The organism is Streptomyces sp. NPDC006602 (assembly GCF_042870385.1).
In the GTDB taxonomy this organism is placed as follows: Bacteria; Actinomycetota; Actinomycetes; order Streptomycetales; family Streptomycetaceae; genus Streptomyces.
The window spans coordinates 289086-301756 of record NZ_JBIAHG010000002.1 but is presented as its reverse complement, the minus strand read 5'-3'; the positions used below and the strand labels follow the sequence as shown (position 1 = coordinate 301756).

10 protein-coding genes are annotated in these 12671 nt (G+C 69.8%); 8 read left to right on the top strand and 2 right to left on the bottom strand.

Annotated features, from left to right (window positions below; translation table 11 throughout):
• Positions 1-49: 49 nt before the first annotated feature.
• Both ACFYO2_RS06115 and ACFYO2_RS06110 read left to right on the top strand, forming a co-directional pair.
• Positions 50-859 (top strand): 3-hydroxybutyrate dehydrogenase, encoded by an 810-nt coding sequence (locus ACFYO2_RS06115; protein WP_388344720.1) that lies wholly within the window; start codon positions 50-52, stop codon positions 857-859.
• A 76-nt stretch (positions 860-935) separates the two neighbouring features.
• Positions 936-2882: a helix-turn-helix domain-containing protein gene (locus ACFYO2_RS06110; protein WP_388344717.1), complete on the top strand. Its 1947-nt coding sequence runs from the start codon at positions 936-938 to the stop codon at positions 2880-2882.
• Between the two features lie 72 nt (positions 2883-2954).
• Here the strand turns inward: ACFYO2_RS06110 and ACFYO2_RS06105 are convergent, their stop codons facing one another.
• Both ACFYO2_RS06105 and ACFYO2_RS06100 read right to left on the bottom strand, forming a co-directional pair.
• Positions 2955-4334: an MFS transporter gene (locus ACFYO2_RS06105; protein WP_388344714.1), complete on the bottom strand. Its 1380-nt coding sequence runs from the start codon at positions 4332-4334 to the stop codon at positions 2955-2957.
• A gap of 195 nt (positions 4335-4529) precedes the next feature.
• Positions 4530-4709, bottom strand: coding sequence for a hypothetical protein (locus ACFYO2_RS06100; RefSeq protein WP_388344711.1), 180 nt, complete (start codon positions 4707-4709; stop codon positions 4530-4532).
• Positions 4710-4926: 217 nt separating this feature from the next.
• Here ACFYO2_RS06100 and ACFYO2_RS06095 point away from each other — a divergent pair, with 217 nt between their 5' ends.
• From ACFYO2_RS06095 to ACFYO2_RS06070, 6 genes are all read left to right on the top strand, one after another.
• Positions 4927-6126 carry an acetyl-CoA C-acyltransferase gene (locus ACFYO2_RS06095; protein ID WP_388344709.1) on the top strand — a complete coding sequence of 400 codons (1200 nt, stop codon included), beginning with the start codon at positions 4927-4929 and terminating at the stop codon, positions 6124-6126.
• A 73-nt stretch (positions 6127-6199) separates the two neighbouring features.
• The gene (locus ACFYO2_RS06090) at positions 6200-6847 is read left to right on the top strand and encodes an HAD family hydrolase (protein ID WP_388344706.1); all 648 of its coding nucleotides are present in this window, start codon (positions 6200-6202) and stop codon (positions 6845-6847) included.
• A 102-nt stretch (positions 6848-6949) separates the two neighbouring features.
• A complete protein-coding gene (locus ACFYO2_RS06085) occupies positions 6950-7642 on the top strand; it encodes a TetR/AcrR family transcriptional regulator (RefSeq protein WP_388344704.1) in 693 nt (230 codons plus the stop codon).
• A 325-nt stretch (positions 7643-7967) separates the two neighbouring features.
• A complete protein-coding gene (locus ACFYO2_RS06080) occupies positions 7968-8147 on the top strand; it encodes a hypothetical protein (protein WP_388344702.1) in 180 nt (59 codons plus the stop codon).
• A gap of 35 nt (positions 8148-8182) precedes the next feature.
• The gene (locus ACFYO2_RS06075) at positions 8183-9412 is read left to right on the top strand and encodes an acyl-CoA dehydrogenase family protein (RefSeq protein WP_388344699.1); all 1230 of its coding nucleotides are present in this window, start codon (positions 8183-8185) and stop codon (positions 9410-9412) included.
• An 815-nt stretch (positions 9413-10227) separates the two neighbouring features.
• Positions 10228-12648, top strand: a complete 2421-nt coding sequence (locus tag ACFYO2_RS06070; protein WP_388344696.1) for a SpoIIE family protein phosphatase — start codon at positions 10228-10230, stop codon at positions 12646-12648.
• Positions 12649-12671: the final 23 nt, after the last annotated feature.

The window sequence follows — 12671 nt, the reverse complement described above, 5'->3', positions numbered from 1 at the left end:
GGGCGGTGACCACATGGGGCGGGGCGCGGGTGCTGCCTAGGGTCTAGGCATGACCGCTCGCAATGCCCTCCCGGGCCCCCACGGCGCCCCCGCCCCCACGCTCGACCTCGGCGGCCGCACCGCGCTCGTCACCGGCGCCGCCGGCGGCATCGGCCGCGCCTGTGCGCTGCGGCTCGCCGGCGCCGGGGCCAAGGTGAGAGTGGTCGACCGGGACGCGGCGGGCCTCGAAGCGCTCGCCGAACAGTCCCGGGGCCTTGCGGGCACCCTCGAACCGCTCGTCCTCGACCTCACCGACCTGGACGCCGCCGAACTCGCCGCCGCGGGGACCGATGTTCTCGTCAACAACGCCGGGATCCAGCTCGTGCGTCCCATCGAGGAGTTCCCGCCCGACGTCTTCCACACCGTGCTCACCGTGATGCTGGAGGCACCGTTCCGGCTCATCCGAGGCGCGCTGCCCCACATGTACGGGCAGGGGTGGGGTCGTATCGTCAACGTGTCCTCCGTCCACGGTCTGCGCGCCTCGGCCTACAAGTCGGCCTATGTGGCCGCCAAACACGGCCTGGAGGGACTGTCCAAGACGGCCGCACTCGAAGGCGCACCCCATGGCGTCACCTCGAACTGTGTGAACCCCGCCTATGTGCGCACCCCACTGGTCGAGAAGCAGATCGCCGGCCAGGCCCGGGCGCACGGCATCCCCGAGGAGCGCGTGCTCGCCGAGGTGCTGCTGCAGGACAGTGCCGTCAAGCGGCTGATCGAGCCCGAGGAGGTCGCGGAGGCGGTGGCGTACCTGTGCGGCCCGCACGCGTCCTTCGTGACCGGCACCTCGCTCGTCCTCGACGGCGGCTGGACGGCGCACTGAGCGGGGCCGCACCGGTGGCCCGCGGAGTTTTCCACAGGGCTGACGGGCCGGTCGGGTGATGGTGAATCCTGTGAGCATGTCCCGCGATCACGTGCAGTCCGCCGAGCGATCCGATGCCGTCGCCGCAGCGCCGGCAGCAGGCGCCGAGGCGCCGTTCCTCGAGCTGCTCGCCCGCGGCGCGTCCGCCGACGCCTACGAGCAGCCGGTGCTGCTCGCCCGTGCCGAGGGGCGGCCGGCCGAGTGGATCCTCGCACTGGAGCAGGCCAAGCAGCTCGCGCTGCGCGTGCGCTCGGAGCTGGAGGGGCGGCGCCGGCGGGAGGCCGAGTTGTCCGCGCTCTTCGAGACCGCCCACGACCTGGCCGGGCTGCGCGACCTGGACGCGGTGCTGCAGGCGATCGTGCAGCGCGCCCGGTCACTGCTCGGCACCGACGTCGCCTACCTCAGCCTGAACGACCCGGTGCGAGGAGACACCTACATGCGGGTCACCGAGGGCTCGGTCGCGGCCCGCTTCCAGCAACTGCGGCTCGGCATGGGAGAGGGGCTCGGCGGCCTCGTCGCCCAGACGGCCCGTCCGTATGTCACCGACGACTACTTCAAGGACGACCGCTTCCAGCACACCCTGACCATCGACGCGGGCGTGCGGGACGAGGGCCTGGTCGCCATCCTCGGTGTGCCGCTGATGCTGGGGCATCACGTCATCGGGGTCCTCTTCGCGGCGGACCGGCGTGCCAGGGTCTTCGAGCGGGAGCAGATCGCGCTGCTCGGCTCCTTCGCCGCGCTGGCCGCGGCCGCCATCGACACCGCGAACCTCCTCACCGAGACCCGCTCGGCCCTCGCCGGCCTGGAGCGCGCCAACGAGATCATCCGGGACCGCAGTGGGGTCATCGAACGTGCCTCCGACGTCCACGACCGGCTCGCGGAACTCGTTCTGCGCGGCGGCGGTGTCCACGACGTGGCCGCCGCGGTCTCCGAAGTACTCGACGGAACCGTCGAGTTCACCGAGGCCGCCACCGCACCCGCGCGAGCCCTTGAAGTGTCCCGTGCCGAGGGACACGCGGTGCGGCACGCGGACGACTGGATCGCCGCCGTCGCCGCCGGGGGTGAACTCCTCGGCGCGCTCGTGCTGCGCGGACATCCGGGGCTCGACCCCGTCGACCAGCGCACCCTGGAGCGCGCCGCCATGGTCACCTCGCTGCTGCTGCTCGCCCGGCGCTCCGCCGCGGAGGCGGAACAACGCGTGCGCGGCGAGCTGTTGGACGACCTGCTCGACGCCCGCGACCGCGACCCGCGCCTGCTGCGCGAGCGCGCGTCCCGGCTGCACGCCGACCTCGACGCCACCCACGTCGTACTCGCCGCCCGCCTGGACGGCGCCGCGGCCGACGCCGACCAGGAAGCGGACAACCGCAGACGTCTGTGGTCCGCCGCCTCCCACCTCTCCGCCACCCGGCAGGGACTGGCCGCCGCCCGCGACGGCGGTACCGTCCTGCTGCTGCCCCTGGAACCCGGTGACACCGCCGCGGAGCTGGCCCGCCGCACCGCCCGTCACCTGGGCACCGCCGTGCACGAGGCGGTCACCGTCGGCGCCTCCGCCCCGGTCGAGAACCTCGTCGCCCACCCGGACGCCGTGGCGGCCGCCTACGAGGAAGGCCGGCGCTGCCTCGACGCGCTACGGCTGCTCGGCCGCATCGGCGACGGGGCCGCCGCCGATGACTTCGGCTTCCTGGGACTGCTGCTCGCCGGGGACCGGGACATCACCGGCTTCGTCGACCGCACGATCGGCCAGGTCGTCGCGTACGACGAACGGCGCGGCACCGACCTGGTGCGCACGCTCGACGCGTACTTCGCCTGCGGGATGAGCCCGGCTCGTACGAAGGACGACCTGCACGTCCACGTGAACACGGTCGCCCAGCGCCTGGAACGCGTCGGCCGTCTCCTCGGCGACGACTGGCAGAGTCCCGCGCGTGCCCTGGAGATCCAACTCGCTCTGCGGCTGCACCGGTTGTCCACGCCGACGCAGCGCTGACCCCCAGGTAACGACGCACCACCGCCCCCGTACGCCGGGGCGCACAGGGGCAGTTGGTTCACCGGTCGTGGATCACGCGGTGCGGGCGTCCGCCGGTACGGGCTCCGGGGCTGCCGCGGGATCGACCTCGGCCAGGTCCCGGTGGCGCGTCTCCTTGGCCACCCCCACGGCGACCACGGTCAGGACGGCCGCGCCGATGACGTACAGCGCGATCGGCGTGGAACTCCCGTAGTCGGACAGCAGTGCCGTGGCGATGAGCGGCGCGGGCGCGCCTGCCGCGACCGAGGCGAACTGGGCGCCGATGGACGCGCCGGAGTAGCGCATCCGCGTCGCGAACATCTCGGAGAAGAAGGCGGCCTGGGGCGCGTACATCGCCCCGTGCAGCACCAGACCCACGGTCACCGCGAGGATCAGGTTGCCGAAGCCGCCGGTGTCGATGAGTGAGAAGAACGGGAACATCCACAGGCCGACGCCGACCGCGCCCAGCAGATACACGGGACGGCGGCCGATCCGGTCCGACAGCGCGCCCCAGCCCGGGATCACCGCGAAGTGCACGGCCGAGGCGATGAGCACCGAGTTGAGCGCGGTCTGCCTGGAGACGCCGGCCGAGGTGGTGGCGTAAACCAGGATGAACGCCGTGATCACGTAGTAGCTGATGTTCTCCGCCATGCGCGCGCCCATGGCCACCAGGACGTCCCGCCAGTGGTGGCGCAGCACGGAGACGAGCGGGAGCTTCTCGGTGTCGCCGGGGCGTGCCGCCTTGCGGGCCTCGGCCTGCGCCAACGCCTCTTTGAAGACCGGTGATTCATCGACAGACAGACGAATCCACAAACCGACGATCACCAGCACACCGGAGAGCAGGAACGGAATCCGCCACCCCCAGCTGCCGAACGCGGCGTCAGACAGGAGGGCGGTCAGCAGGGACAGCACACCGGTCGCGAGGAGCTGGCCAGCCGGCGCCCCGGTCTGCGGCCACGACGCCCAGAAGCCGCGCCGGCGCGCGTCCCCGTGCTCGGAGACCAGCAGCACCGCCCCGCCCCACTCGCCGCCCAGCGCGAAGCCCTGCACCAGGCGCAGCACGGTCAGCAGCACCGGAGCGGCCGTTCCGATCGTCGCGTGGGTGGGCAGCAGGCCGATCGCGAAGGTTGCCCCGCCCATCAGCAACAGGCTCAGGACCAGCAGTTTCTTGCGTCCGAGCCGGTCGCCATAGTGCCCGAAGACGAGGGCGCCCAGCGGACGTGCCGCGAATCCGACGGCATACGTCAGGAAGGACAGAAGTGTGCCGACCAGCGGGTCGGAGCCCGGAAAGAACAGCTTGTTGAAGACGAGGGCGGCGGCGGAACCGTAGAGGAAGAAGTCATACCACTCGATGGTGGTGCCGATGAGACTCGCGGCGACGATGCGCTTGAGGTTGGCGGGGGATGGGGGAGCGATTGATGCTGCGGAGGCCATGTGCGCCACTTCCTCGTGTGCGGTGGGGACGGGTACGTGTCGGCACACGGTAGAAACACGCATGTCAGGCGCCCATATGGTGGGACTACATAGTTCGCGGGGCGAGTGTGCGTGCCGCCCCTATGCCAGCGCTCTGATGGGCCGGCCCAGGGGCACAGCTCACGCTCGGTACGGGCGGCGGTCCCGAACCCGAAGTCACGGGCGAAGCAGCGGTCGCACTGGTGCCTGTGCGGCCGCTGGGCCGAACGCGCTGTCCTCCGTGCTCCAGCCGTACAGCGTGGGCACGTCGACGACGCCGATCGCGCCGGCGGGGCGGCCGGCGCGGTACCAGTTGAGCGCCGTGGTGAGAGCGCCGGACTCGGACGGGTGCGGCACGTAGGCCGGCGCCGCGGCCTGCCATTGTCGCAGCAGCCCTAGCCTGCCGGAAGCCTGCCCTGGTTGAACATGACGTCGAATTCAAATATAACCGATCACACCGCGCCGCAGTCGGCGATCGGCACCGCCCACCGGTATCGAGCCCGGCTCACGGAGCTCGGAATTCCGGCCCCGAAGCTCCCGGGCCGACGGGACCAACAGGAAGCAGTGAGGCCACATGAGGGAAGCAGTCATCGTTTCGACGGCACGAACGCCGATCGGCAAGGCATACCGTGGCGCGTTCAACGACACCCAGGCACAGGAACTCGCCGCCCATGCCCTTGCGCACGCGGTGCGGCGCGCCGGGCTTGAGGGAGGCGAGGTCGAGGACGTCATCTTCGGCTGCGCCGTGCAGCAGGGGTCCTCCGGGTTCAACCTCGCCCGCCAGGCCGCTCTGCGTGCCGGACTTCCGGACAGCGTGTCGGGGATGACGATCGACCGGCAGTGCTCGTCGGGCCTGATGGCCATAGCGACGGCCGCCAAGCAGATCGTCACGGACGGCATGGAGATCGCTGTCGGTGGTGGGGGCGAGTCGATCTCCTTGGTGCAGAACGACCACATGAACACCCACCGCATGGCGGATCCCTGGCTGGTCGAGCACACCCCGAGCATCTACATGCCGATGTTGCAGACGGCGGAGATCGTCGCCGAACGCTACGGCGTGAGCCGGGAGCGCCAGGACGAGTTCGCCCTGCTGTCGCAGCAGCGCACCGCCGCGGCGCAGGAGGCCGGCCGGTTCGACCAGGAGATCGTCCCGCTCACCAGCGTCAAGAAGGTCCTCGACAAGCAGTCCGGCGAGGTTCGGGACGAGGAGGTCACCCTGACCCGGGACGAGGGCAACCGCGCGTCTACGACGCTCGCGGGCCTGACCGGGTTGGCGCCGGTGCTGCGCGACGGTCAGGTGAGCGCGCATTCCAGCGTGACGGCGGGCAACTCCTCGCAGTTGTCGGACGGGGCTTCGGCATCGGTGTTGATGGAGTCGAAGGAGGCCGAGCGCCGCGGACTGGAACCGCTGGGCGTCTACCGGGGTATGACCGTCGCCGGTTGCGGGCCGGACGAGATGGGCATCGGCCCGGTGTTCGCCATTCCGAAGCTGCTGAAGCAGCACAACCTCACCATCGACGACATCGGCCTGTGGGAACTCAACGAAGCGTTCGCTTCCCAGGCGCTGTACTGCCGTGACGAACTGCGCATCAACCCGGAGCGGTTCAACGTCGATGGAGGGGCGATCTCGGTCGGCCATCCCTATGGAATGACCGGTGCCCGCCTGGTGGGGCACGCCCTCATCGAGGGCAAGCGCCGCGGTGCCCGGTATGTGGTGATCTCGATGTGTGTCGGCGGCGGAATGGGCGCGGCCGGACTGTTCGAGACTGCCTGAGGTCCGCATCCCTGCGGGAGAAACATGGCCGCCGTCCGCAGGGGACGGCGGCGAGCCGACGCTGGAGAGAGGCGTGGATATCGTGTCGAACGTGGTGGAAAAGGCCCGAACCGCGGTCCTGGTGGACTTCGGCGGGGTCATCACCTCCAGTGTGCTGCGGGCTTTCACCGACTTCGGCGCCTCGCTCGGCGGCGACCCGCGCCTGCCGCTCCACCTGCTCGCCCGGGACCAGCCGTCCCGCACTCTCCTGGCCGACCACGAATGCGGCCGTATCGACGCCGAAGCCTTCGAGCGGGGATTCGCCGAGCGTCTCCGCGCCCACGGCGCCGAGGTACCGGCCGAGGGGCTCATGGCCCGCATGCAGGCGGGAATGTCGATCGACCAGGACATGCTCGCGCTGCTCGGTGATCTTCGAGGCGCCGGCTACCCCGTGGCGCTGGTATCCAATTCGTTCGGAACCGGAACCTACGACGGCGTCGACCTCGCCGCTGTCGCCGACGTGGTCGTCATCTCCGCCGAGGTCGGGGTCCGCAAGCCTTCCCGGCGGATTTACGCGATCGCATGTGAACGCCTCGGCATCCACCCCGAGGAGGCAGTCATGATCGACGATCTGCAGCAGAACCTCGACGGGGCGGCGCGGATCGGAATCGGAGGTGTGCTGCACACGAGTGCCGCCGACACCCGCCGCCGACTCGCCGAACGCTTCAGGATCACCGCCTGACGGGACCGACCGCTCGGGCGCAGTGAGGTTCGGTCAGTACCGCAACTTCGGGATTGACGTCTGTTTATGACTATGGCGTCGGATTCAAGTAAAGTTCCGGGGATGGACACCACTGCGCCCGGGGAGATCGACGGCGAGACGGCACCGCCCATGGCGCCCCTCTCGCAACTTCGCGAGCCGCCCACGACGCAGCGGGGAGCGCGGACACGGGCTGCTCTGGTGAAGGCCGCGCGGAAGGTGTTCGAACGGGACGGCTACCTCGACACCCGCCTGACCGACATCACCAAAGAGGCCCGTTGCGCGGCGGGATCCTTCTACACCTACTTCGCCAACAAGGAAGAGGTGCTTGCCGCCGTCCTCCTGGAGGCGCAGGAGGACATGATGCACCCCGGCATGGGCCGGGTGCAGGGTGCCGACGATCCCTATGCGGTGCTTGAGGCGAGCAATCGCGCGTATCTGGAGGCGTACAAACGGAATGCGAAGCTGATGGCACTGCTTGAGCAGGTCGCCCAAGTGGAGCCGGAATTCCGTGAGTTCCGAAGTCGGCGCGGGGACGCGTTCATCCGCCGCAATGCCCGCGGCATCGCGGACCTGCAGGCGCGCGGTGTCGCAGACCGTGAGGTCGATCCGATTATGGCCTCCCGTGCGCTGTCGGGCATGGTCAGCGGTATGGCCTACAACGCCTTCGTGCTCTGTGAAGAGCAAGAGGAAGGCGCGCCGGTGGACTTCGAGGAGCTCGTGTCCACGGTCACGCGGCTCTGGGCGAACGCCCTGCGGTTCCCCGGCCACCACTGATCGGCAGTCTGGACCGCCTGCCTCATCACACTCGGTACAGCCGGGTACCTGATCACACCCGGTACAGCCGGGTACCTGCATTCCTTCTCGCCTCCCTCACGGACGTGACAACCGCGCCAGCCGCTGGCCGTTTCCGTGGAGTCGGGCTCCTTGACGATCTGTTCGGCGAGCCGCTCATCCCCGTGGTGACAGGCGGCGGTCGCCGCGTGCTGCCGCGCGGGCATCTATTGAACTTGACGTCGGATTCAAGTATACAGAACAGGAGAGAAGAGCCCGTCACGCCATATCGGGGGTTCCCTGCCGGCGAAGGCATGACCGGCGCGGGGTGGCCGTCGGCCCGGGCGTGGTGGCGGCGCTCCACTGCGACATTCGTTTCGGCCCGCCTCCGGCCCGGTTCACCTCGCTGTCGTGTCGTATGCCGGATGCCGAGGAGGCACGGCGCAACGACGCCTTCCGCGGGCCCGATTTCGTCGAAGGTGTGGTCGACCACCTTGACAAGCTCTGACCGAGTTTTTCCCTCCCTACCCGTCAGGAGTACAGATGTCCTTTTTTGAGACGTCGGACCGCGCGAAGAAGTACCAGGCGGACCTGCTTGAGTTCATGGACTCGCACATCTACCCCGCTGAGGAGGTGTACCACGAGCAGATGCGCGCGTCGGGTGACCCGCACTTCCACCCGCCGATCATCGAGGACCTCAAGGCGGAGGCTCGGAGGCGCGGACTGTGGAACCTCTTCCACCCGCACCGCGAGTGGGGCCCGGGACTGACGAACCTGGAGTACGCGCCGCTGGCGGAGATCATGGGTCGCAGCCACATCGCCTCCGAGGCGTGCAACTGCAACGCTCCCGACACCGGCAACATGGAGGTGCTCACACTCTTCGGCAATGACGAGCACAAGGAGAAGTACCTGAAGCCCCTGCTCGACGGGACGATGGCCTCGGCCTTCGCGATGACCGAGCCGCGTGTCGCCAGCTCCGACGCCACCAACATCGAGTTGCGGATGGAGCGCGAAGGCGACGAGTACGTGCTCAACGGCCGTAAGTGGTTCGCGTCCAACGCCCTGCACCGCAACTGCAAGGTGCTCATCGTCATGGGGAAGACGGATCCCACCGCCGCCCCGCACCGGCAGCAGTCGATGATGGTCGTCCCGATCGACGCCCCCGGGATCACGGTGATGCGCGGGTTGCCGGTGTTCGGCTACCAGGACCGTGAGGGGCACGCCGAAATCGACTTCGCCGACGTACGCGTGCCGGCCAAGGACGTACTCAAGGGCGAGGGCGAGGGTTTCGCGATCAGCCAGGCCCGGCTCGGGCCCGGTCGTATCCACCACTGCATGCGGGCGATCGGCGCGGCCGAGCGGGCGCTGGAGCTGATGTGCCGGCGCGCGCAGTCACGTGTGACGTTCGGTCGTCCGGTTGCCGACCGGTCCAACATCCAGGACTGGATCGCGGAAGCGCGCATCGACATCGAGATGATCCGCCTGCTCACGCTCAAGGCCGCGTATCTGATGGACACGGTCGGGAACAAGGAAGCGCGCACCGAGATCGCGGCCATCAAGGTGGCCGCCCCTAACATCGCGTTGAAGATCGTCGACCGCGCGATCCAGGTGCACGGGGGAGCAGGAGTGACCGACGACTTCCCGCTTGCCATGATGTACGCGCAGCTGCGGACATTGCGGCTGGCGGACGGTCCCGACGAGGTCCACAAGCGGGCCATCGCCAAACAGGAACTGCGGCAGTACCGCGACGCGGCCACGGCAGCGGTGAGCTGAGACGGCGGGACTCGATCCCACCGGTCGCACCGCCGTCGTCACCGGCGGCCTCCGGCGCTCCCGGTCCGCGTCCGCCACCACGTGCTGTTGGTACTCGACGTATGCCTGCGCGGCATGGGTGCTCGCGTAGTCGACGTACCGCATCAGCGGTGTGACGAGGGACAGCGCGGCCTGCTGGGCCTCGGCGGACGTGCCCGCGCAGTCCAGCAGCGCGTCCCACAGCACCTGCCGGCCGCACGCGGTCACCGACCGCACCACCCCGCAGAGGTCTCTCGGGGTTTGGACTCGCCGCCGGCGCTGTTCATAGTCGCCCGCTCTCGGCGGAAGGCGCCGGTGGCTTGAGCCGCATCAGGCCCCTCGGGGCCATGGGAAAGCGCACACAGCGTCGGGTGGAGGTCGCTGTCCAGCCGCGTCCAGGCCATTAAGCGCTCAGCGCGCGGGAGTCTCCCGTAGACCACCGCTCACCGGCTGATCCAGTATCCGGGCAGCTGAGCGTACGCGTTCAAGGCGTGGGCACAGGGCGGCAGACCCTGCCCGACCCAGCCCCAGGGAGGCCCGGCCTCAGGTCGCTGATGAGCGGGCCGTCTGCCCTGCCGTAGCCCACCCATGCCCGCCACACCGTGCCGCACGGCGGGCGAGGCTGCGGCTCCACCGGGTTCAATAGGCTTACATGGCATCTGTAGGTCGTCGGCGTGCACGTGTGGAACGCCTGGCCACCGACTCGGACGCCGTCACGCCGGTCACCGGCCGTGGCGGACCCCGAGGCAGAACAGGGGCGACCGAGGACAAGGTGGTGTTCGGCGGTGGAGAAGCGGATGACGGAGCTCAGCGAAAGCCACGACGATCCGTTCGCCCTGCACCTCGCCGCTTTGGCGGTGCTCGACGACCGGGGAACCGTGGTCGGATGGAACCGGCGGGCTCAGGAACTGCTCGGCTATCCGGACACAGCCGTGATCGGTCGTCCGGCGTCCGAGATCCTTATCGATCCCCGCGACCTGCCGGCCGTCAGGGAGGCCGCGGGGAACTGCAGAAGAAGCGGCGGCTGGTCCGGGATGCTCACGGTGCGGCACCGCGACGGGCGACTTGTGGAGATGGGGCTCAGGGCCGATGCGCTCTCACGCGATGGCCGGGTCCGCGAGTGGGTTCTTGCCGGGGCACTCGAGGCTGACGTCCTGGAGTGGCAAAGGGACCGCGCGGTCCTCGACGGGTTGTACCGCCGCTGCCCGATCGGCCTGGTCGTCCACGGCCCCGACCTGAGGCTTCTCCGGGTCAACCGGGCCATCGAACGCTTCAGCGGCGTCCCCGCAGCGGACTTTCGGGGGCTGCCCACCGGCTGTTTCCTCCTCCCCGATGACGCACGCAGGGCCGTGGACCGTGTGCGCCAGGTGATCGACACCGGAAGGCCATCGGTCTACTCCGAGCAGTTCGTTCGCCTGGAGCAGGACCCCGCGCGAGAGCGGGTGGCGATGGTCTCGTCCTTCCCGATGGTGGATCCCTCCGGTCGCATTCTGGGTGTGGCCGAGATGATCGAGGACATCACCGAACGCCATCGGGCCCAGCGTCGGCTCGCACTCCTCGACCAGGCCGGCAGCCGTATCGGAACCACCCTTGACGTGGCAGAGACGGCCCGGGAACTCGCCGAGGTGATGGTGCCTCACCTCGCCGACCATGCGTCAGTGGACCTGCTTCAGCCCGTGACGCGCGGTGAGGAACTGGCGGGGGCCTTGGCAGGGCCGGTGGTACGCGTGGGGGCCTGCGGTGTCGGCGCCCAGCAAGCCGGCCCGGCCCACCCGCAGGGCGAGCCGGTGGAGTTCGCGCCGGACACCCCCCAGGCCAGATGCCTCGCCGAAGGGCGGCCCATCCTGGAACCGGTTCTCCCGCCCGACTGGTTCTCGACGAGAGGCCACCAGGGGGCCCATGCTCCGGACCTGGGCGCCCACTCACTGATCGTGGTACCCCTGGCCGCACGTGGCCTGGTGCTGGGCGTGATGACCCTGTGGCGTTCGCGCCGTCCCGATCCCTTCGAGGCGGACGATCTCACCCTCGCCCAGGAACTCGCCTCGCGCGCCGCTGTCGCCATCGACAACGCCCGGCGCTTCACCCAGCAGCAGCAGACCGCGTTCACCTTGCAGAGCAGCCTTCTGCCCCGGGCGGTTCCGGACCAGTCGGCCGTCGAGGTGGCCCTGCGCTACCTGCCGGCCAGCGCGGCCCCGGGCCTGGGCGGTGACTGGTTCGACGTCATTCCCCTCTCCGGGGCCCGGGTCGCCCTCGTCGTCGGCGACGTGGTGGGACGCGGCATCCACGCAGCCGCCACCATGGGCCGGTTGCGTACCGCCGTACACACGCTCGCCAGCCTCGACCTGGAACCGGACGAGGTCCTCTCCCGCCTGGACGACCTGGTCATCCTGCTGGCGGTGGAACAGGAAGCAGCCGGTGAGCGGCCCGTGGGCGAGCAGGTCGTCGGTGCCACCTGCCTGTACGCCGTGTACGACCCGGTCTCCGGGCAGTGCTCCGTGGCCCGCGCCGGCCACCTGCCGCCGGTGGTGACCGCTCCGGACGGACAGGTGGCTCTGCTGGACCTGCCCGCCGGCCCACCGCTCGGCCTGGGCGGCCTGCCGTTCGAGGCCCGGGACGTCGAACTGGCCGGGGGAAGCCTGCTGTGCCTGTACACCAACGGACTCATCGGCGAACGCAACATCGATGCCGACATCGGCCTGACCAAGCTGTGCGCCGCGCTCACCCGCCCCGCGGACGCGCTGGAACGGACATGCCAAGCGGTGGTCGACTCGCTCGTGCCATCGCGCCCCAGCGACGACGTCGCATTGCTGGTCGCCCGCACCCGCATGCTGCCACCGGACAGTGTCGCCTCCTGGAGTTTGCCGCTGGAGCCTGTCAGCGCCGCCCGGGCCCGGGCACTGACCTCGGCCAAGCTGAGCGAATGGGGTCTGGAGCACTTGGCGTTCACGACCGAGTTGATCGCCAGCGAACTGGTCACCAATGTCTACCGTTACGCCAGCGGCCCTGCGACCCTGCGGCTGATCCGTGAACGGTGTCTGGTGTGCGAGGTCAGCGACACCAGCCACACCTCGCCCCACCTGCGCCGCGCCCGTACCACTGACGAGGGCGGGCGCGGCCTGTTCCTGGTGGCCCAGATGGCCGAACGCTGGGGTACCCGTTACACCCGCGAGGGCAAGACCGTGTGGACCGAACAACCACTGGCCGGCACGTTCACCTGACCGTCTCAGGTCCTGCCGGGTGG

Bases quoted from the DNA above. Each gene is read 5' to 3' on its own strand.
- ACFYO2_RS06115 (WP_388344720.1), top strand. From the start codon at position 50: ATGACCGCTCGCAATGCCCTCCCGGGCCCCCACGGCGCCCCCGCCCCC.
- ACFYO2_RS06110 (WP_388344717.1), top strand. From the start codon at position 936: ATGTCCCGCGATCACGTGCAGTCCGCCGAGCGATCCGATGCCGTCGCC.
- ACFYO2_RS06105 (WP_388344714.1), bottom strand. From the start codon at position 4,334: ATGGCCTCCGCAGCATCAATCGCTCCCCCATCCCCCGCCAACCTCAAG.
- ACFYO2_RS06095 (WP_388344709.1), top strand. From the start codon at position 4,927: ATGAGGGAAGCAGTCATCGTTTCGACGGCACGAACGCCGATCGGCAAG.
- ACFYO2_RS06085 (WP_388344704.1), top strand. From the start codon at position 6,950: ATGGACACCACTGCGCCCGGGGAGATCGACGGCGAGACGGCACCGCCC.
- ACFYO2_RS06075 (WP_388344699.1), top strand. From the start codon at position 8,183: ATGTCCTTTTTTGAGACGTCGGACCGCGCGAAGAAGTACCAGGCGGAC.
- ACFYO2_RS06070 (WP_388344696.1), top strand. From the start codon at position 10,228: ATGACGGAGCTCAGCGAAAGCCACGACGATCCGTTCGCCCTGCACCTC.